The sequence below is a fragment of the Luteibacter sp. W1I16 genome, assembly GCF_050434905.1.
Taxonomy (GTDB): Bacteria; Pseudomonadota; Gammaproteobacteria; order Xanthomonadales; family Rhodanobacteraceae; genus Luteibacter.
In genome coordinates this window covers 786,062-806,303 of the sequence record NZ_JBNDJJ010000001.1, presented here as the reverse complement: position 1 = coordinate 806,303, position 20,242 = coordinate 786,062, and the positions used below count along the sequence as shown (strand labels likewise).

The window sequence follows — 20,242 nt, the reverse complement described above, 5'->3', positions numbered from 1 at the left end:
TCCACCCGGGGGATCAGCCTCTGGCCAGCGTGTCCGCCGCGTAGGCCTTCAACTTGGCCAGCATCGCCGCCAGCCCGTTCGAACGGGTGGGGGAGAGGTGCTTGGCCAGGCCGATCTCCTGGATGAAGGATGGCTCGGTGTCGACGATTTCCCGTGCGGAGCGGCCGGAATAGACCCGTAGCACCAGGGCGATGAGGCCGGAGACGATCGCCGAATCGCTGGCAGCGTCGAAGTGCATCCGCGAGGCGTCCCCGGAAGGGATCAGCCAGACCATCGACTGACAACCGTGGACGCGGTTCTCCTCGGTCTTCCGTTCGTCGGGGAAGGGCGGGAGTTGCCGGCCCAGGTCGATCAGGTATTGATAACGCTCGGTCCAGTCACCGAAGAATGCGAATTCCTCCGCGATCGCCGACTGGGCTTCGGTGGCCGTGGCTTCCATCGGTTCGTTCATGCCTTCACCACGCTCCAGCGCGTGCCTTGCGCGCCGTCCTCGATCGCGATGCCCAACGACTTGAGCTGGTCGCGGATGGCGTCCGAGCGGGCGAAATCCTTCGCTGCACGGGCCGCGCGGCGTTCCTCGAGCAAGGCCTCGATGGCGGCCGCGTCGATCGTCTCGCCGGCATTGCCCTGGCGGAACCAGGCCTCCGGTTCCTGCTGAAGCAGGCCGAGCAGGGCGGCGCCTCCGAGCAGGGCGGCCTTGGCCGGACCCCTTGCGGCGCCCGTGGCGCGGCGGGCCGCGTCGGCGAGCTGGGAGATCTCGGCCAGCGCCTGCGGGGTGTTGAGGTCGTCGCAGAGCGTGCTTTCCACCGATGCCGGGACCACCACCTCGCCGGCGTCCACGTCGGCCATGTCGCGCAGCACGCCGTACCAGCCGTCGAGCGTGCGCACGGACTGGGTCATCGCGGCATCGGACCAGTCCAGCGGCTGCCGGTAATGGCCGCGAAGCAGCATAAGGCGCAAGGCTTCGGCAGGATGCTTGCCGAGCAATTCGTGCAACTGGAGCACGTTACCCAGCGACTTGGACATCTTCCGGCCCTCGAACGTGAGCATGCCGTTGTGCAACCAGTAGCGCGCGAAGGTCTTGCCACCGTGCGCGCACACGCTCTGGGCGATCTCGTTCTCGTGGTGCGGGAAGGTGAGATCCACGCCACCGGCATGGATGTCGATCGTCTCGCCCAGGTGCGCCTCGCTCATGGCGGAGCACTCGATGTGCCAGCCGGGGCGGCCCCGGCCCCAGGGGCTGTCCCAGCCGGGCAGGCTGGCGTCGGAGGGCTTCCACAGCACGAAGTCGCCCGGGCTCTTCTTGTAGGGAGCCACTTCGATGCGGGCGCCGGCGAGCAGTTCGTCCGGGTCGCGGCCTGAAAGCGCGCCATAGGCGGAGAACGACTCGACGTGGAAGAGGACGTGCCCCTCCGCCTCGTAGGCGTGGCCCCCGGCGACGAGCCGCTCGATCATCGCGACGATCTGCGGGATGTGTGCCGTGGCGTGGGGTTCGACGTCCGGCGGGGCGACGCCGAGGCGGGCCATGTCGTCCCGGTAGGCCTGGGTATAGCGATCGGTGATCGTCGCGATCGGCACCCCCGCGGCGGCCGCGGCGGCGTTGATCTTGTCGTCCACGTCGGTGATGTTCCGGGCGTAGACCAGGTTCGGGTAATGCCGGCGGAGCAGGCGGGCCAGCACGTCGAAGACCACCGCCGGCCGTGCGTTGCCGATGTGGATGTAGTTGTAGACGGTGGGCCCGCAGACGTACATCGTCACCCGCTGCGGATCGAGCGGTGCGAACGCCTCCATGCGGCGCGACAGGGTGTTGTAGAGCGAGATCGGCATCGTGAATCCATGGACGGGCGCGGCGGGCAGGCCGGTCGGAGATGATAGCAAGCCAGCCAGAACCGGACGCACGCGCGGGGGCGGAATCGGTTGACAGGGTGCGTCGTCATTTCGCCTGCCGGTTCTAAGCGTGGATTCAGCGTGAACTTGCTGAAATGCACGCCAGTAGGCGCTATTCGTGCGCCTGGCTGGAGGTTCTCCTAAATGTCTCGCCTGCTCATCCCCGCGCTCATTCTCGCCCTGTTCGCCACCGGCGTCAGTGCACAGGACGGCCGCTATGTCCCCGGCCCTCCGGGCCCCGGCCCTTCGGCGGGTCCGGACGACAACACCCACTACGGCTGGGCGGACGTCCTGCGCGTCGATCCGGTGTACGGCGTGGCACGCGTGGAAACGCCTCGCCAGGAATGCTACGACCAGCCGGTGGTCCGCCGTGAATCCAGCGGCAGCAGCACCGCCGGCACGATTCTCGGCGCGGTGGTGGGCGGCGTACTCGGCAATACGGTGGGCAAGGGTGACGGCCGCAAGGCCGCCACGGTCGTGGGCGCCGTCGCCGGTGGCGCGGTCGGCAACGGCATCGCCCGCAATGGCGACCGCACCTACGAGAGCACCGAGACGCGCTGCCGGGACGTCAGTACCGTGTCCGAGCAGCGCCGCATCGCCGGCTACGACGTGGAATACCGTTATCGCGGCGAGGTCTACGTCTCCCGCTTGAACTACGACCCGGGCGAGCGCCTGCGTGTCCGCGTTAGCGTGGCCCCGGCGGACTGACCTCCGTCCCCCTTCCACCAAAATGTTCCGCTTATAAAAAGGCCGCGAGCGATCGCGGCCTTTTTGGTTCCGGCTTGGCTTTGGTGGGAGCCGACCCTGTCGGCGATGGGTGCTTGCCCCGAACGGCCCCGCTGCCGCGGGATCGCCGACAAGGTCGGCTTGTGTCTTTCCGAAGGGCTAGGCTTGGAGGTGAGAGCGGAGTGCGGCAAGCCGATGGACGGCAGTGCTGCGAGCACGTGTGGGAGCTAGGGCTGCCGCACTCCCTCCACTACAGCCCGAACAGTTGCTCGAGTCGTACCTCGAATTCACAAGCCGGGGCATGGTGGAGGTGCTCTCACTGCCGATCGTACTCCGGAGTGAAGCCATGAGCATCTTTGTAGGTATCGACGTGGGCAAAGCCACGCTGGACGTGGCCTGCCATCCCCGCGGCCCCGGCGGGCGCTTCGCCAACTCGCCCCAAGGGCACCGCGCGTTGCTTGATGCGCTGGCGCCACAGGCGGTCCAGCACATCGCCATCGAGGCCACGGGCGGTTACGAACGAGGCATTCTCGACGCCTTGGCCCAGGCCGGTTATTGCGTCACGCGCCTGGCCTCGCACCGGGCCACCGCCTACGCACGGGCCCTGGGCCACTTCGCCAAGAGCGATGCCCTGGACGCGCAGGTCCTGGCCCGCATGGCCGCCCATGTGACGCCCCAACCGTATCAAGCGCCCTCGCCCGGGCGAGCGGAACTGGCCGAGTTGCTGCGTTGCCGTCTGCAACTGGTCGGACAGCGCGATGACAACCGCCGCCGCCTGGCGCAGACCCGGCTGGCCGCGGCACGGCATGCCCTGCAGGCCATGATCGAGGCGGCCAAGGTCCAGATCGCCGACCTGGACAAGCGCATCGCCACGGCCACGACGGCGGCGGCGCCCGCGTCACGGTTGCGCGAGGTGCCCGGCGTGGGACCGGTGACGGAAGCGACGTTGCTGGCCTACCTGCCCGAGCTGGGGCGACTGTCGCGACAACAGATCGCGGCGCTGGTCGGTGTCGCGCCGTACGTCGACCAAAGCGGCCGGCGCGACGGGCCTCGACGCGTCCGCGCCGGCCGATGGGTCGTCCGACGTGCGCTCTACATGGCTACCTGGTCCGCCATCCGCGTCAAGGGCAGCGCCCTCGGCGCACGGTATCGCGCCCTACGGGCGCGCGGAAAGCTGGCCAAGGTCGCCCTCGTCGCCTGCATGCGCAGCTTCATCACCGCCATCAACGCCATGGTCCGTGATCAGGTCGGCTGGCGATCTTCCGCACCTTGAGGAGCCAAAGCAAAAAGACAGTTGCTCCCACCAGGCTCGGCCACCGGAGAGGGCCGGGCTTGTTGCGCGCCGCACCAAATCCCGGCATGATCACGGTTCCACCTTTCAAGACCTTGCCGTGTCCCACGCCGTCTACACCGCGATCGTCCTTACCAGCGCCCGTATGGCCGCAGGAATGACCTCGCGTGCTCGTCGACCGTACATCGGACCATTGGCCGGGTAGGCTGTCGCGCGCGTTTCATTCGTATCGACTAAAAAACCCGGCCATGCGCCGGGTTTTTTCGTTTTCGATTCCTCTTTCCTCCACGGCCCTGTGGCCATCGACCGAACTGGATTGCCATGACCGTTCGCCACTTCCTTTCCACCCAGGACTACAGCCGCGCCGAACTCGACGCCCTGCTCGAGCAGGCGGCGGAGTTCAAGCGTTCGCCGCAGGGCCAGCAACTGGCCGGCAAGTCGATCGCGCTGATGTTCTTCAACTCGTCCATGCGCACGCGAACGAGTTTCGAACTGGGTGCCTTCCAGCTCGGCGGCCATGCGGTGGTGCTTTCGCCGGGCAAGGACGCGTGGCCGATCGAGTTCGAGGTCGGCTCGGTGATGGACGGCGATACCGAGGAACACATCGCCGAGGTGGCCCGCGTGCTCTCACGCTACGTGGATCTCATCGGCGTGCGCGCCTTCCCCAAGTTCGTCGACTGGTCGGTGGACCGGCAGGATAAGGTGCTGGCGTCGTTCGCGCAGTACGCGACGGTGCCGGTGATCAACCTCGAGACGATCACGCACCCGTGCCAGGAACTGGCCCATGCGCTGGCGCTCAGGGAGCACCTGGGTGACTTGCAGAACAAGAAATACGTCCTGACCTGGACCTACCATCCGAAGCCGCTGAACACGGCGGTAGCGAATTCGGCTTTGCTGATCGCGACGAAGATGGGCATGGACGTGACCTTGCTGTGCCCGACGCCGGACTATGTGCTCGACGAGCGCTACATGGAATTCGCCAGGAGCAATGCCCGCGATAACGGCGGTTCGCTGCAGGTGTCGCACGACATCGAGGCCGCATATCGCGGCGCCGACGTGATCTACGCGAAGAGCTGGGGCGCCATTCCCTACTTCGGCCGCTGGGACGAAGAGAAGGCGATCCGCGACGCCAACAAGCATTTCATCGTCGACGAGGCCAAGATGGCGTTGACCAACAATGGCCTCTTCAGCCATTGCCTGCCGCTCCGCCGGAACATCAAGGCGACCGATGCGGTGATGGACTCGCCGGCCTGCATCGCCATCGACGAGGCCGAGAATCGCCTGCATGTGCAGAAGGCGGTCATGGCTTCGCTCATTTCACATTCGTCGGGCGTGAAGTCCGGCCTCGGTTTCTGATTCGCCTTTCCCGATCGCCCCTCGTTTTCCTTTCGGAGCCAGCATGTCCAGCAAAGATATCGTCCTCGCCTTCTCGGGCGGCCTCGACACCAGCTTTTGCGTCCCCTACCTGATCGAGCGCGGCTACGCCGTGCACACCGTGTTCGTCGATACCGGTGGTGTCTCGTCCGAGGAACGCGAGTACATCGAGCAGCGCGCGCATGAACTGGGTGCGGCCTCGCACCGCACCGTGGACGCCGCCCAGGCGATATGGGAGAGCTTCGTCACGCCGCTCATCTGGGCCGGCGAGTTCTACCAGGGCCAGTATCCGTTGCTGGTCTCGGACCGCTACCTGATCGTGAAGGCCTCGCTGGAGCGCTGCGATGAACTGGGCACGAAATTCTTCGCGCACGGTTGCACCGGCATGGGCAACGACCAGGTTCGCTTCGACCTGACCGTGAAGGCGCTGGGTGATTACACCATCGTCGCCCCGATCCGCGAGATCCAGCGCGAGCACACCCAGGTTCGCGCTTACGAGCAGAAGTACCTCGAAGACAAGGGCTTCGAAGTGCGTGCGAAGACCAAGCACTACACCATCAACGAGAACGTGCTCGGCGTGACCATCTCGGGCGGTGAGATCGACGCGTGGGAGATCCCGGGCGAAGGTGCCGTGGGCTGGTGCGCGCCGCGTTCCGAATGGCCGTCCGAACCGCTGCGCATCGAACTGGGTTTCGAGAAGGGCACGGCGGTGTCGCTCGATGGCAAGCCGGCATCGGGTCCGGAGATCCTCGGCTTCCTCAACCGTGAACTGGCGAAGTACGGCGTCGGCCGCAGCATGTACACCGGCGATACCAACATCGGCCTGAAGGGCCGCATCGTGTTCGAGGCACCCGCGCTCACGGCGCTGCTGACCGCGCATCGCGCCCTGGAGGAAACGGTGCTGTCCAAGCAGCAGAACCGCTTCAAGCCGGAAATCGGCCGCAAGTGGACCGAGGTGGCTTACGAAGGCTTCTTCAACGATCCCGTCAAGGCCGATCTCGAAGCCTTCCTCGTCTCCACCCAGCGCAAGGTCGACGGCAAGGTGATCATCGAGACCCGTGGCGGCACCGTATACGCGGTGAAGGTGGAGTCGAAGAACATCCTGCAATCCTCCAAGGCGACCTATGCCCAGGCCGCCGACTGGGGCGTGGCCGAAGCCGAGGGCTTCATCAAGCTCTACGGCATGAGCTCCACGCTCTGGGCGGAAGTCGACCGCGCCAACGGAAACTGACCCTCACCCATGGATACGCTCCTCAAGGACACGCTCACCCATCTGCGCGCGCTGGTCGGCTTCGACACGCGCAATCCGCCGCGAACCATCGGCACCGGCGGGATCTTCGATTACCTGCGCGCGAACCTTCCGGGCTTCGACGTGCAGGTGACGGACTTCGGTGCAGGTGCCGTGAATCTCTACGCCGTGCGCGGTACGCCGCGGTACCTGTTCAATGTGCACCTGGACACCGTGCCCGATTCTCCGCACTGGACGGCCAGCCCGTTCGAACTGCGGGTGACGGAAGACCATGCCATCGGCCTCGGTGCGTGCGACATCAAGGGTGCGGCGGCCGCGCTGGTCGCGGTCGCCAATGCCTCGCAGGGCGACATGGCGTTGCTGCTGTCGACCGACGAGGAAGCCAACGACGCCCGTTGCATCGATGGCTTCCTGAAGACGCCACGCGACTACGAGGCGATCATCGTCTCCGAGCCGACCCGGGGCGAAGCCGTGCTGGCGCATCGGGGCATCCATTCCGTGCAGATGCGATTCCAGGGCAGGGCAGGTCACGCCTCCGGCGAGCAGAAGCCTTCGGACAGCGCGTTGCACCAGGCGATCCGCTGGGGAGCCGCCGCGCTGGACCATGTGCAGGCGCAGTCGCACGAACGCTTCGGTGGACTCACCGGCCTGCGCTTCAACATCGGAAAGGTCGAAGGCGGCATCAAGGCCAACGTGATCGCGCCGACGGCGGACGTCCGCTTCGGCTTCCGCCCGTTGCCGTCGATGGATGCCGACCGCCTGCTGGAAACCTTCCGTACCCTCGTCGAACCGCACCCGGTCGAGTATGGCGAAACCTTCCGTGGCGACTCCCTGCCGGCGGGCGACACCGCCACGGCCGAGACGCGCCGCCTGGCCGCGCGCGATCTCGCCGACGAGCTGGGTATCCCGGTGGGCAACGCCGTCGACTTCTGGACCGAGGCCGCGCTGTTCTCGAAGGCCGGCTACACCTCCTTCGTCTATGGCCCCGGCGATATCGCGCAGGCGCACAGCGCCGACGAGTGGGTCGCGCTCGACCAATTGGCTCATTACGCCCAGACCATCCATCGGATCGTGGACAGTGGACTCTAATAAACATACCCGCAGAACCATCGTGCGCCTGCTGTCCTCCATGGGCAGCGCACGCGAGATCCAGCAGTATCTGAAACGCTTCTCGCAGCTGGACGCCGCGCGCTTCGCCGTGGTGAAAGTAGGTGGCGCGGTGCTGCGCGACGAACTGCCCGACCTCACGTCCTCGCTGTCCTTCCTGCAGCAGGTGGGCCTCACGCCCATCGTGTTGCACGGCGCCGGTCCGCAGCTTGACGAGGAACTCTCGGCGGCCGGGATCGAGAAGAAAACCGTGAACGGCCTGCGGGTGACCTCGCCGGAAGCACTGGCGATCGTCCGGCGCGTGTTCCAGGCGCAGAACCTGCGTCTGGTGGAAGCGTTGCAAGAGGCCGACACGCGCGCCACCTCCGTGCCCTCGGGCGTGTTCGCGGCCGACTTCATGGACCAGGAGACCTTCGGCCTCGTCGGCCGCGTGCGCGCCATCAACCTCGCGCCGATCGAGGCCAGCCTGCGTGCCGGCTCGATCCCGGTCATCGCCAGCCTCGGCGAAACCGATTCCGGGCAGATCCTCAACATCAACGCCGACTTCGCCGCGAACGAACTGGTCCGCGTGCTGCAGCCGTACAAGATCGTGTTCCTGACCGGCACGGGTGGCTTGCTCGACGGCGACGGCAACGTCATCGATTCGATCAATCTCTCGACCGAGTACGAGCAGCTGCTCCAGCAGCCGTGGCTTCATTCGGGCATGCGCCTGAAGATCGAACAGATCAAGGATCTCCTCGACGACCTGCCGCTCACCTCGTCGGTCTCGATCACGCGGCCGGCGGAACTGGCCAAGGAGCTGTTCACGCACAAGGGGTCCGGCACGCTCGTGCGCCGCGGCGAGCGGGTGCTTCGCTTCGAGTCGTGGGAGGGCGTCGACCTGGCCCGCATGCGGCAGCTGATCGAGTCCAGCTTCGGCCGCACCCTGGTGGACGATTACTTCGAGCGCACCGATCTCTACCGTCTCTATGTCTCGGAGAACTACCGGGCGGCGATGGTGTTGACCGCGGAGGAAGGGTACGCGTACCTGGATAAGTTCGCGGTGCTCGATGAAGCCCAGGGCGAGGGTCTCGGACGCGCCGTGTGGCAGGTGATGCGCGACGAGAACCCGCGGCTGTTCTGGCGATCGCGCCACGGCAACGTCATCAACCATTTCTATTACGCGGAATCGGACGGCTGCTTCAAGCAAGCCCGCTGGAAGGTGTTCTGGTACGGCCTGGACAATTTCGCCGACATCGAACGTTGCGTCGCGCATTGCGCGACGCGCGAACCCACCCTGCAGGACTGAACGCTCATGGCCAAGAAGACCATCGGCATCGTCGGCGCACGCGGTCATACGGGTGCGGAACTGATCAAGCTCATCGCCAGCCACCCGGGACTGGAACTGGCTTTCGTGTCCTCGCGCGAACTGGACGGCCAGCGTCTGGCCGACCACAGCGAAACTTATGAGGGCGATCTCACGTACGGCAATCTCGATCCCGATGCCGTCGCCGCCGCGCGCGCCGACGTGGTGATCCTGGCCTTGCCGAACGGCAAGGCGGCGCCTTACGTGGAAGCCGTCGACAAGGCGGCCGGGCCAACCGTGATCGTGGATCTCTCGGCCGACTATCGCTTCGACGAACGCTGGTACTACGGTTTGCCCGAGCTATACCGCGATCGCTGGCGTGGCGAGAAGCGCATCAGCAACCCCGGCTGCTACGCCACCGCCATCCAGGTGTCCATCGCGCCGCTCAAGGACCTGCTGGCCGCGCCACCGGTGTCCTTCGGCGTGTCCGGCTATTCCGGCGCGGGCACGACGCCGTCCGATCGTAACGACCCGGAAAAGCTGCGCGACAACCTGATGCCGTACTCGCTCACCGGGCATATGCACGAGAAGGAAGCGAGCCGTCATCTGGGCCTGCCGGTGGAATTCATGCCACACGTCGCCCCGCATTTCCGCGGCCTGACGGTCACCACCAATCTCTATCTGGCCAAGCCGGCCAAGCGCGAGGAGATCGTCCGCCGCTTCGAAGGACGCTTCGAGAAAGAGAAACTGATCCACGTCGTGGACGAGGCCCCGTGGGTGAGCCAGGTGGCGAACAAACATCATCTCGACGTCGGCGGTTTCGCCGTGTCCAACGACGGTCGCCGCGTGGTCGTCGTCGCCACGCTGGATAACCTGTTGAAGGGCGCCGCCACGCAGGCGATGCAGAACGTCAACCGCGCGCTCGGTTTCGATGAACTGACCGCCATTCCGCTGTGAGCCAAAGGAACCCATCATGACCCAGCCGCTCTGGCAGAAATCCGATACCCAGGTCGACGCGCGCATCATGCGCTTCCTCGCCGGTAACGACGTCGTGCTCGATCGCGAATTCTTCCTGCACGACATCACGGCTAGCAAGGCGCACGTGGAAGGCCTCGCCAACATCGGCGTGGTTTCCATGCAGGAGCGCGATGCGCTGCTGCGGGAGCTCGATATCCTCGCGGCAGACTTTTCGGCGGGGGCCTTCGTCCTCGACGAGCGTTTCGAGGATGGCCATTCGGCCATCGAGGCGCGGCTGACCGAACGCCTCGGCGACGCGGGGCGGCGCGTGCACACCGGACGCAGCCGCAACGACCAGATCCTGGTCGCCACGCGCCTGTGGCTCAAGGAGAAACTGGCGACGCTGGAAGCGCTCTGCCGCCGCGTCGCCGGCGTCTGCCTCGACCGTGCGGCTGGCGAACCGCTGCCGATGCCGGGGTATACGCATATCCAGCGGGCCGTGGTTTCCTCTACCGGCATGTGGTTCGCCGCGTTCGCCGAAGCCTTCATCGACAACACGCTGCGGGCCCGCCAGGCTTCCGAGTTGATCGACGCCAATCCGCTCGGCACGGCCGCGGGTTACGGCGTGAACGTCGCGCTCGACCGTGCGCACACGACGGCGGCGCTCGGTTTCAGCCGCATGCAGGTGTCGCCGATCTACGCGCAGCTGTCGCGCGGGAAGTTCGAGATGGCGGCATTGGAGGCCGTCGGCACCGCGCTGCTCGACACCCGGCGGCTCGCCTGGGACCTCTCGCTCTTCACCACCGCGGAATTCGATTTCGTGAAACTGCCGACGGAATACACGACCGGTTCGTCGATCATGCCGAACAAGCGCAATCCGGATGTCGTGGAATTGTTGCGCGCCAGCTACGCCAGCGTGGCCGCGGCGCGCACCGAGATCGAGCAGTTGTTGTCGTTGCCCTCGGGCTATCAGCGTGACCTGCAGCTTTCGAAGGGCTCGCTGTTCCACGGGTTCTCGATGGGCCTGGGCGCGCTCGAGCTGCTGCCGGACATGCTTGCCCGCTTCGAGTGGAAGGCGGACAGGATGCGCGCGGCGATCGAGCCGGCGATGTACGCCACCGACGTGGCGATCAAGCAGGCGGTAGCCGGCGTGCCGTTCCGCGACGCGTACCGCGCCGCGGCGGAAACCGCGGCTTCGGCAGGGGAAGGGCGTACACCGGAATCGAGCCTCGCGGCGCGGACCTCTCCGGGGGCGGGCAACGGTTTGATGCTGGATACCTTGCGGGCGCGGTTGGCAGCCTTGGCCGGCTGACGCCGCCCATCGCCGACAGGGTCGGCTCCCACCAGGCTGCGGTAGCGGGATGGCTCGGTGGGAGCCGACCCTGTCGGCGATAACGAGGGTGCGAATCATGACCAGGTCGACCGGCTTCACCGAACAATCGCTGCCTCCCTGGCGCCGCGCCGTCCTAAAGGTCGGCAGCAGCCTGTTGACCGCGCCCGGTGGCGCGCTCACGGGCATCCATGCCGAGGCGCTGGCGGCGTTCGTCACCCGCAGCCGCGAGGCCGGCCGTGAAGTCGTCATCGTCTCTTCCGGCGCGGTGGCGGCGGGCCGTGGCCTCGCCGCGCCCGAACGCGGTGCGGGACTGGCCGGAAGGCAGGCGTTGGCCGCGCTGGGCCAGACGCGGCTGATCGCGCTCTGGCAAGGATTCTTCGTCGACCCCGTCGCCCAGGTCCTGCTCACCCACGACGACCTGCGCAACCGCCGTCGCTACCTCAACGCACGCTCCACGTTGCGGGAGCTCCTCGCCCTCGGCACGATCCCGGTCATCAACGAGAACGACACCGTCGCCGTCGACGAGCTCAAGCTCGGCGACAACGACAACCTCGCCGCCATCGTCGCCGCGCTCGTCGACGCCGACCTCTTGCTGGTCGCTTCCGACATCGGCGGCTTGTACACGGCCAATCCCCGCACCGATCCGGACGCGCGGGCTGTCGACGACGTCGCCGAGGTCACGCCCGGCCACATGGCCAGCGCGGGTGGCGCGGGCAGTGCGGCGGGTACCGGAGGCATGCGGACGAAGCTGGAGGCGGCGATCAAGGCAGCGGCGGCCGGTATCGAGACCATCCTGTTCGATGGCCGCGATGCCGCCTGCGTGGGCCGCCTGGCCTCGGGCGTGCTCACGGGGACACGCCTGCGCGCGCCACGGAGCCGCCTTGCCGCGCGCAAATACTGGCTGCGGCATACCCCTGCCGGAGGCCGCATCGTCGTGGATGAGGGAGCGGCGGATGCGCTTCGCTCGCGCGGTGCGTCGTTGTTGCCGGGCGGTGTCGTCGGCGCCGAAGGCGAGTTCGCGCGAGGCGACGTCGTCGAGATCGGTGACGGCCACACCGTGTTCGCGCGAGGCGTCTCGCAATATGCCGCCGGCGATGTCCGCCGCATCGCCCGGCGCCATACGCGGGAGATCGATGGTGTGCTCGGCTACAGTTACGGCGAGAGCGTCGTGCACCGCGACGATCTCGTCGTCTTTCCCGAATGAGCGAGGTCGCCATGCCATCCTCCCTGCGTGAACGCGCCATCGCCTGCCGGGACGCCGCCGCCGTGGTGGCCGGCCTGGACACGGTGGCGAAGCGGCGCCTGCTCCACCGCATGGCCGATGCGTTGGCCGCCGACGCGGCCGCCGTCATCGCGGCGAATCGACGCGACATGGATGCGGCGGTGGCCAACGCGACGAGCGGCGCGATGCTCGATCGCCTGCGTCTGGACGAAGACCGTGTCGATGCCATCGTCGGCGCCATCCGCGAGGTGGCCACGTTGCCCGATCCCGTCGGGGTGATCACCCGTCGCGAAACGCGGCCCAATGGCATCGTCGTCGAACGCGAGCGCATCCCGTTGGGCGTGATCGCCATGATCTACGAAGCCCGCCCCAACGTCACCGCCGATGCCGCCGCCCTGTGCCTCATGGCGGGCAACGCGGTGATCCTGCGGGGCGGATCGGATGCCATGCATTCGAACGTGGCGATCGCCAGGGCCTTGTGCCGCGCGTTGCGCGAGGAAGGCATACCCGAATCCGCGTTGACGCTGCTGGACGACCCGCGCCGCGAAACGATGGTGGAACTCCTCCAACTTACCGATATCATCGACCTGGCCATTCCGCGCGGTGGCGAAGGGTTGATCCGCTTCGTCGCCGAGCATGCCCGCGTGCCCGTCATCAAGCACTACAAGGGTGTCTGCCATCTCTACGTCGACGTGGATGCCGACCAGGAGCTCGCGTTGCGCCTGCTCCTGGACGGAAAGACGACTCGTCCGGGCGTATGCAACGCGCTGGAGACGATGCTGGTTCATCGCGATGTCGCCGCGACCTTCCTGCCGCGCGCCATCGCACGCTTGCGTGAGCGCGGTGTCGACGTGCGGGGCGACGACGGTGTCCGCGCCGTGGTAGCCGATGTCGCCGCCGCCGGTGAAGACGACTACGCCGCCGAATTCCTCGACCTGATCATCGCCGTCCGTGTCGTCGATGGCGTGGAGCAGGCGATCGCGCATATCCGTCGCTACGGCTCCGACCACACCGAGGTCATCGCGACACGCGACCAGGCCACAGCGGAACGCTTCGTGCATTCGCTCCGCTCGGCGGTCGTCATGGTCAACGCGTCTTCGCGCTTCAGTGACGGTGGTGAACTCGGTCTCGGGACGGAGATCGGTATCTCCACCACGCGTTTGCACGCCTATGGCCCGATGGGCGCCGAGTCGCTAACCGTAGAGCGATTCGTGGTGCGCGGGGAAGGGCAGGTGAGGCATCCCTCGTCGTTGCAGTGATGGCCGGCGCTTCGTGCTATGGTGGGAGCCGACCCTGTCGGCGATGGGTGCGTGCCGCAACCTGGCCCGCTGCTGCGGAATCGCCGACAGGGTCGGCTCCCACCCACTCCTCTCGACGCGATCAACGCAGTCGCCCGAGCTCCGCGCCGATGCGTTCGGACACATCCATCATCGCGTACCACGCGCGCTCGATCGCGTCCGCCAGCGCATCGCGGTCCAATGCCACTGTTTCCGCGCGCCCACCTTCATCGGGCGTGTATTCGATCAATACGCGCTGGCCATCGATCCATGCCTGTTCCCCCGCGAGGAACAAGGGGTCCTCGAAGCTGCCCATGCCGGGCTCCAACGGCATGGCGAACGCCGTGCGCGTATCGCGCGGAGCGCCGCGCAGGAGTGCCATGGCGCGTGGGAATGAGCCATCCTCATCGTCCAGTTCCAGGTTGACACGGTCGAGCCGCGGGCCTGCGAACAGCTCCACCGATCCCATGAAGATGGCATGCGTGGCATAGCCGTCCAGGCGCACGCGCGGCTGCTTCAGGACCTCGCGAAGCGCGGCGACATAGCGATCGCACGTTTCCGGATGTTCGCGCAGCCAATGGCTGCTGACGTCGTCGATAGCTGTTTCATAGCCATTGGCCTTCGCCTTGATGCCGGGGTGGCTGAGACCGGCCGGGCGTTCCGGCAGGGACACGGGAAGGCCGCCGGCCTTCAGTCCGAGCAGGACCCGGCCCGGCACGACACGCAGCCAGTGCGTGACGCCCTGTACAGCGAAACCAGGGCCGCGTTCGCTGTACGGCGAAGGATAGACATCGCGTTCGCTCATGCCTGCGACCGCCATGCTTCGATGGCTTCCATGGCCCCGAGGCAATCGCTGTAGCGGTTGTAGAGTGGGGTGGGCGAGAGGCGGATGACGTCGGGCTCGCGCCAGTCGCCGATGACGCCCTGCCGCTCGAGATACTCGAACAACGAACGTCCGGCGTCGCGTCCTTCGCGTACGCGCACCGACAATTGCGCACCGCGCTGCGCCGGGTCGTCGGGAGTGACGATGTCCAGCGTGTCGCCGAGACGCGCGCGGATCAGCCAGTCGAGGTACGCGGTGAGCCGCCGGCTTTTTTCGACCAGGCGCGGCATGCCCGCACGGCCGAACACCTCCAGCGAAGCGCGCAGCGGCGCCAGCGCCAGGATCGGCGGGTTGGACAACTGCCATCCATCGGCGCCCGGTGTGGGAACGAATCGCGGGCCCATCTTGAAGCGCGTGTGCTTATCGTGACCCCACCAGCCGGCGAAGCGCGGCACGTCCGCGTGCGCATGCCGATCGTGGACGAAGCAGCCGGCGACGGCACCGGGGCCGGCGTTGAGGTATTTGTATGTGCACCACACCGCGAAGTCCGCGCCGCTGTCGTGCAGCGCCAGTGGCAGGTTGCCGGCGGCGTGGGCGAGGTCGAAGCCCACGATGCATCCGTGTGCGTGGCCGAGGCGCACGATGGACGCGAGATCGAAGACTTGCCCCGTGCGGTACTGCACGCCGGGTAGCAGGATCAAGGCGACCCGGTGGCCGTGCGCGGCGATGGCGTGTTCGAGGGCGGCCATCGAAAGCGTGCCGCCTTCGCCGTCGGGCTGGATCTCGATCAGGTCGGTGGCCGGATCGAAGCCATGGAAGCGTACTTGTGATTCGAGGGCGTAGCGGTCGGTGGGGAACGCGCCGGCCTCCATGAGGATGGCCGGCCGTTCGGCCGTGGGACGGTAGAAGCTGACCAGCATGAGGTGCAGGTTCACCCCGAGCGAATTCATCGCCACTACTTCATGCGGTTGCGCGCCGACCACCTCGGCCATCGCGTCGCGCACGTATTCGTGATAGTGCATCCACGGCGATCGTCCGCGGAAATGCGCTTCCACCGCCAGGCCGGACCAGTCCTCGAGTTCGCCCTCGATCGCGGCACGCACCCCCTTCGGTTGCAGGCCGAGCGAGTTGCCGCAGAAGTACAACGTGTCGTGTCCCGCGTGCCGCGGAATATGAAAGTCGGCGCGGAAGCCGCGCAGCGGATCCGCGGCGTCCTGGGCTTCGGCCCATGCGCGCGTCGCTTCGAAAGCAGTCATGAAAGGAGTCCGGCGATCAGGAAGGCATGCGGGCGGCCACGTCGGCGCAGCCCTTGTCGAAGGCCGCGCTGAATTTCGCGTCGCCGGCGGGGCGGATGCAGCGCAACTGGATGGCGTAGCCCTTGCTGTAGAAATAGCGCTCGAAATATTCCAGCTTCACCGTGCCTTCCTTTGCCGTATAGACGTTCTCGGTGGGCGAGCTGGCCTTGCCTGCCGCATATTCGGGCAAGGCGGTGGCGTGGCTGCGCAAGTTGCCGGCGAACTGCTGGAAGCCGTTGAGATTGGGCACCTTCTGCACGGCGATCGAGACGCGGGCCAGTGTCGCGTCGGCGGCGCTGGATCCCGGCACCTGGAACACCTGGGTTTCCTTTTCGCCCTCGGACTGCATGATCGGCACCCAGCCATCGGGCACGGGAAAGCGGATGTCGCCCCCGGCCATGGAGACGTCGGTCGCGCCGAGGGCGGGGCTTGCCAGAACGGCGGCGATCAGGAGGGCACGCAAAGGGCGGTTCACGATGAGGGGTCCCTGGAATGGCGGCGCGGCCGCGTTAACAGCGGCATTCTGGCACAGCGGCCGTGGACGGATGGCGTACGCCGTTGTGCGCCCGGTCACGCCACGGCGGATACCGCCTGGAAGCGCGTCTTGGGCACGCCCAGCCACTCCAGCGCGGTGCCATGGAACAGGCGGGCGCGCGCGGCATCGTCGAGGCCGAGCGCCTCGATGCCGCTGCCTGGTTCCTGCTCGCCCAGCGGGAAGGGATAATCGGTGCCGAGCATCACGCGATCCGTGCCGGCGGCCTGCAGGAGGTAGCGCAGCGCGGCGTCGTCGTGCACGCAGGAATCGAAGTAGAGGCGCGACATGTACTCGCGTGGGTTGCGCGCGTTGTCCGTGGCGACGAGGTCCGGCCGCATGCGGAAACCGTGCTCGATGCGGCCGATGGAATACGGAAAACTCCCGCCGCCGTGGGCCAGCATGATCTTCAGTTCAGGCAGGCGTTCCAGCACGCCGCCGAAGATCAGGGCGCAGGCCGCGCGCGATTGCTCGGCGGGCATGCCGACGAGCCACGGCAGCCAGTACTTGGGCATGGAATCGGTGCCCATCATGTCCCAGGGGTGGACCAGGATCGCCGCGCCGAGATCGGCGGCGGCTTCGAAAAACGGAAAGAGCTCGGGCGCGTCGAGGTTCCATTCGTTACAGTGCGAGCCGATCTGCACGCCCTGCAGGCCCAGCTCGTCGATGCAGCGTTCCAGTTCGCGTATGGCCAGGGCGGGCGACTGCAGGGGCACCGTGCCGATGCCGGCGTAATGGCGGGGATGCGCTTCGCACACGCCGGCCATGGTGTCGTTGAGATGCGTATGCAGCTCGAGCGCCTGATGGCCCTTGGCCCAGTAGCAGAACATCACCGGCACGGTGGAGACGACCTGCACGCCCACGCCGAACCGCGCGTAGTCGGCGATCCGGTGCTCTGCGTCGAAAGCCGAGTCCCACACCTCCCTGAAGAATTTGCCGTCCTTGTAGATCCGGTGGTGACCGCCGGAATGGGTCATCACCGGAAAGCGATCGTCGCCGTGGCGTGCGGCCAGATCGGGCCAGTCACGGGGCAGGATGTGCGCGTGGGTATCGATCTTGAGCATGGCCCGAGTGTAGCGCCGGGGCCATGACGGGGCCTCTCGCGGTGCAGCAAGCGGCGCCGGCGGGCGATGCCCGATGGACGTTGGCCTTTGTGGGAGCCGCTTCAGCGGCGATCAGGCCGGAGCCGTGCTTCGCCGGTTGACCACGTGCGCGATCGTGTCGACGTTGTCGGTGAGGCGGTCCGTCAGGCGGCCGGCGGCCTCGGCCAATTCACGGTCCTTGGCTCGCGACAGCGCCTCCACCAGTGTGCGCTGGTGTTCGCGCAGGCCAGGCGGCGTGGCGATGGGCTCCGCCCGCGTCAGCGCCCCGGCCTGCGCGCGCAAGGCCACCGAGGCTTCGCGAATGAAGGGCCCGACATGCGCCCAGGCTTCCGGGACGTCGTCGGCATCGATCAGCGACTCGAGGCTCATCGCCGTCCGCGCGAGCCGGTTGCCGTTCGCGTAGAGCGTTTCCGCCAGTTCGAGCAGCACCGCCGGCGTGCCGGGTTCGGCGCGCATGCGGTCCAGCGACGCCTGCGCGTTGGTGCGCGCGGTGCGCGTGCCCATGCGCACTTCGTGACGGGTGCCGCGGTCGGCGGGCTCGACAAGCGCATCGAGGTACTCCGCGTAGGCGCAGAGCATTTCCGAAAGGGCGCTTCGCGCGCGATGCCGCTCCCACGACGGCCAGAGCACATAGGCGATCAGGGCCAGCCCGCTGCCCAACGCCGTGTTGAGCACGCGGTCGGACATGGCCGAGAACGGATCCACGCCTTCGAACGACAGCAGCACGACCACGGTGCCGGTCAGCGCGGCGACGGCGATGCCGTAGTGGGCACCGGCGAGATAACGGAAGGCGACGCAGAGCACGCCCATCACCGCGATGTGCGCCCAGGCGACGTCCGGGGTGAGGCGAAGCACCAGTGTGGTGAGCATGAGGCCGAGCACGGTGCCGACGACGCGCAGCAAACCGAAATTGAAGGTGGCCGCGAAGTCGGGACGGAGCACGATGGCGGCCGTCATCGGCAGCCAGTAGCCATGCGGCAAACCGTAATAGCGCGATACCGCGAAGGCGAGGGTGAGGACGACCGCGCAACGCACCGCATGGCGGAAGGCGACCGACCCTGGTGTGAGGTTGGCGCGCAGGGTGGCCAGTGCCGAGGCACTGCGCAGGGTCTCCGGCAACGCCGTCTCCGCCCGCTGCGCGCGCTCCTCGCCGCGTGAACCGGCCCAGTTGGTGTTGCGCACCACGGCGGCGAGCTGTCCCGAAAGCGCCTGGATGTGGACGCCGAGGCCCATGCCGGTGGAGCCGGCAAGCAGGGCCCGCTCGCTCGCTTGCAAGGTGGCCAGCGCGCGCTCCGCGCGTTGTGGTGGCTCGGCGGCATCGAGCGCGTCGGCGGTCGCGGCGAGCACGCGCGCCGCGTCGTTGCGGAACATTTCGCCCATGCCGTCGCGGCGCGTCTCGAGTTCCGCCATGGCGATAAGCTCGAGGCGGATGCGTTCGGCCAGCTCGAGCAGCACGCGGAAGGCTTCCATCGCGCGGCCGCGCGCATGGTGGCGGCCGAGGAGGGTGCTTTGCAGCGCGTTCATGGCATCGGTGAGGCCGGGTGCCTCGCCATCCTTCTGTGGCTTGCGCGCGAGGTCGGCGAGGCCCCGGTAGACCGTGGCCAGGGCGAGCCGTTCGGGACGGTAGCGTTGCAGCGGCCACGCGGCGATCGAGAACACCGCCAGCAACATGCCACCGGCGAAGATGAGGCTGCCCCCCGCCATCGATCCGTAGAGATCCTTCGGCGTCGCCGCGGTGATCACGAGCAGCAGCATGCTCGTCATGCCCACGCGGGCGATATCCGGGCCGAACACGACCAGCAGGCCGCCGAAGAACCCGCACACCGCGCAGGCGACGCACATCGGCAGGATCCAGTCGCCGATGAGGAAGCCGACCAGCGAAGCGGCACCGGCCGCCAGCGCGGCGAGGAAAAGGCGGCTCAGGCGCTGCTGGTACGGGCCCGGCTGGTCCGAAAACATCGTATCGAGGGCCCCGGCGGCGATACCGGTGCCTACCTGCGGATAACCCAGCCACATGCCGAGCGCCATCGGCAACACCACCGCCGCGGTGTTGCGCAGCGCGACCCTCAGCGGAACGTCGGGTCGCTTCGTGCGGATCAGCGTATCGATGACGCTGGCGCGGAGCGAATAACCGTTGCTCATGGCGTATGCGGAAGACGGGCGGCGCGGGACGGAGTCGCGCTATCGCGATTCCGTCCCGCCACGATCACGAGGCGCGCCCCGCGAACTCCCCGGTGAGGGTGTTCACGGTGACCTTCTCGCCGGTGGTGATGTACTCGGGCACCTGCACTTCGATGCCGGTTTGCAAGGTGGCCGGCTTCGTCCGCTTCGTGGCGCTGGCGCCCTTGAGCTCCGGCGCGGTGTCCGTGACGGCGAGAACGACCGAGGTGGGGACCTGGAGGCCGACCGGCGCATCGTCGATCACCTGCACGTAGTATCCCTCGAGGTCTTCCACGACGTAGCCGGCGTTGTCGCCGACCACCTCGGGCCCCAGTACGTACTGGGTATAGTCCTCGTCGTCCATGAAGACGAACGCGTCGCCGTCCATGTACGAAAACTTCGCCGCGCGCCGGCTCAGTTCGACTTCCTTCAGGTCGTCGTCGGCGCGCAGGCTGAGGTCGAACTTGCGGTTGCCCGGGATCGAATACAGCGTGAAGCGAAACGTGACGTTGCCGCCACGCGCGGTGGGCGCGCTACGTTCGATGTCGCGGACCTGGTACACGGTGCCGTCGTTCTCGACGACGTTACCCTTCTTTACTTCGGATGCTTTCATGTCGTTCG

Annotated in this window: 18 protein-coding genes; 10 read left to right on the top strand and 8 right to left on the bottom strand. The window is 67.2% G+C overall.

Annotated features, from left to right (window positions below; all coding sequences use genetic code 11):
- Positions 1–13 precede the first annotated feature (13 nt).
- Positions 14–451, bottom strand: a complete 438-nt coding sequence (locus QFZ41_RS03595; protein ID WP_429197489.1) for a SufE family protein — start codon at positions 449–451, stop codon at positions 14–16.
- Complete coding sequence (gene cysS / locus QFZ41_RS03590) at positions 448–1,827, bottom strand: cysteine--tRNA ligase (protein ID WP_429197488.1); 1,380 nt, start codon at positions 1,825–1,827, stop codon at positions 448–450. The genes QFZ41_RS03595 and cysS overlap by 4 nt, the downstream gene beginning before the upstream one ends.
- Before the next feature lie 204 nt (positions 1,828–2,031).
- Here cysS and QFZ41_RS03585 point away from each other — a divergent pair, with 204 nt between their 5' ends.
- The 10 genes from QFZ41_RS03585 to QFZ41_RS03540 all read left to right on the top strand — a co-directional run bounded on the left by QFZ41_RS03585 (position 2,032) and on the right by QFZ41_RS03540 (position 13,690).
- A complete protein-coding gene (locus QFZ41_RS03585; RefSeq protein ID WP_429197487.1) occupies positions 2,032–2,595 on the top strand; it encodes a glycine zipper 2TM domain-containing protein in 564 nt (187 codons plus the stop codon).
- Between the two features lie 364 nt (positions 2,596–2,959).
- Positions 2,960–3,886: an IS110 family transposase gene (locus tag QFZ41_RS03580; protein ID WP_429197486.1), complete on the top strand. Its 927-nt coding sequence runs from the start codon at positions 2,960–2,962 to the stop codon at positions 3,884–3,886.
- 339 nt (positions 3,887–4,225) lie between these two features.
- The gene (locus QFZ41_RS03575; RefSeq protein WP_429197485.1) at positions 4,226–5,260 is read left to right on the top strand and encodes an N-acetylornithine carbamoyltransferase; all 1,035 of its coding nucleotides are present in this window, start codon (positions 4,226–4,228) and stop codon (positions 5,258–5,260) included.
- 43 nt (positions 5,261–5,303) lie between these two features.
- A complete protein-coding gene (locus QFZ41_RS03570) occupies positions 5,304–6,509 on the top strand; it encodes an argininosuccinate synthase (protein WP_429197484.1) in 1,206 nt (401 codons plus the stop codon).
- Between the two features lie 9 nt (positions 6,510–6,518).
- Positions 6,519–7,616, top strand: a complete 1,098-nt coding sequence (locus tag QFZ41_RS03565; RefSeq protein WP_429197483.1) for an acetylornithine deacetylase — start codon at positions 6,519–6,521, stop codon at positions 7,614–7,616.
- On the top strand, positions 7,606–8,922 hold the full coding sequence (locus tag QFZ41_RS03560; protein WP_429197482.1) for an acetylglutamate kinase: 1,317 nt from the start codon (positions 7,606–7,608) through the stop codon (positions 8,920–8,922). The genes QFZ41_RS03565 and QFZ41_RS03560 overlap by 11 nt, the downstream gene beginning before the upstream one ends.
- 6 nt (positions 8,923–8,928) lie before the next feature.
- A complete protein-coding gene (gene argC, locus QFZ41_RS03555) occupies positions 8,929–9,876 on the top strand; it encodes an N-acetyl-gamma-glutamyl-phosphate reductase (protein ID WP_429197481.1) in 948 nt (315 codons plus the stop codon).
- A 16-nt stretch (positions 9,877–9,892) separates the two neighbouring features.
- Positions 9,893–11,188, top strand: coding sequence for an argininosuccinate lyase (locus QFZ41_RS03550; RefSeq protein WP_429197480.1), 1,296 nt, complete (start codon positions 9,893–9,895; stop codon positions 11,186–11,188).
- Between the two features lie 97 nt (positions 11,189–11,285).
- Positions 11,286–12,413: a glutamate 5-kinase gene (gene proB, locus QFZ41_RS03545; RefSeq protein ID WP_429197479.1), complete on the top strand. Its 1,128-nt coding sequence runs from the start codon at positions 11,286–11,288 to the stop codon at positions 12,411–12,413.
- A gap of 11 nt (positions 12,414–12,424) precedes the next feature.
- Positions 12,425–13,690, top strand: coding sequence for a glutamate-5-semialdehyde dehydrogenase (locus tag QFZ41_RS03540; RefSeq protein ID WP_429197478.1), 1,266 nt, complete (start codon positions 12,425–12,427; stop codon positions 13,688–13,690).
- A gap of 121 nt (positions 13,691–13,811) precedes the next feature.
- Here the strand turns inward: QFZ41_RS03540 and QFZ41_RS03535 are convergent, their stop codons facing one another.
- The 6 genes from QFZ41_RS03535 to efpL all read right to left on the bottom strand — a co-directional run bounded on the left by QFZ41_RS03535 (position 13,812) and on the right by efpL (position 20,234).
- Positions 13,812–14,513 carry a hypothetical protein gene (locus tag QFZ41_RS03535; RefSeq protein WP_429197477.1) on the bottom strand — a complete coding sequence of 234 codons (702 nt, stop codon included), beginning with the start codon at positions 14,511–14,513 and terminating at the stop codon, positions 13,812–13,814.
- Positions 14,510–15,787 (bottom strand): kynureninase, encoded by a 1,278-nt coding sequence (kynU, locus tag QFZ41_RS03530; RefSeq protein ID WP_429197476.1) that lies wholly within the window; start codon positions 15,785–15,787, stop codon positions 14,510–14,512. The genes QFZ41_RS03535 and kynU overlap by 4 nt, the downstream gene beginning before the upstream one ends.
- Before the next feature lie 16 nt (positions 15,788–15,803).
- The gene (locus tag QFZ41_RS03525) at positions 15,804–16,301 is read right to left on the bottom strand and encodes a hypothetical protein (RefSeq protein WP_429197475.1); all 498 of its coding nucleotides are present in this window, start codon (positions 16,299–16,301) and stop codon (positions 15,804–15,806) included.
- A gap of 95 nt (positions 16,302–16,396) precedes the next feature.
- On the bottom strand, positions 16,397–17,422 hold the full coding sequence (locus QFZ41_RS03520) for an amidohydrolase family protein (RefSeq protein ID WP_429197474.1): 1,026 nt from the start codon (positions 17,420–17,422) through the stop codon (positions 16,397–16,399).
- A 111-nt stretch (positions 17,423–17,533) separates the two neighbouring features.
- The gene (locus tag QFZ41_RS03515) at positions 17,534–19,603 is read right to left on the bottom strand and encodes an FUSC family protein (RefSeq protein ID WP_429197473.1); all 2,070 of its coding nucleotides are present in this window, start codon (positions 19,601–19,603) and stop codon (positions 17,534–17,536) included.
- 64 nt (positions 19,604–19,667) lie between these two features.
- On the bottom strand, positions 19,668–20,234 hold the full coding sequence (gene efpL / locus QFZ41_RS03510) for an elongation factor P-like protein EfpL (protein ID WP_429197472.1): 567 nt from the start codon (positions 20,232–20,234) through the stop codon (positions 19,668–19,670).
- Between the last annotated feature and the right edge of the window lie 8 nt (positions 20,235–20,242).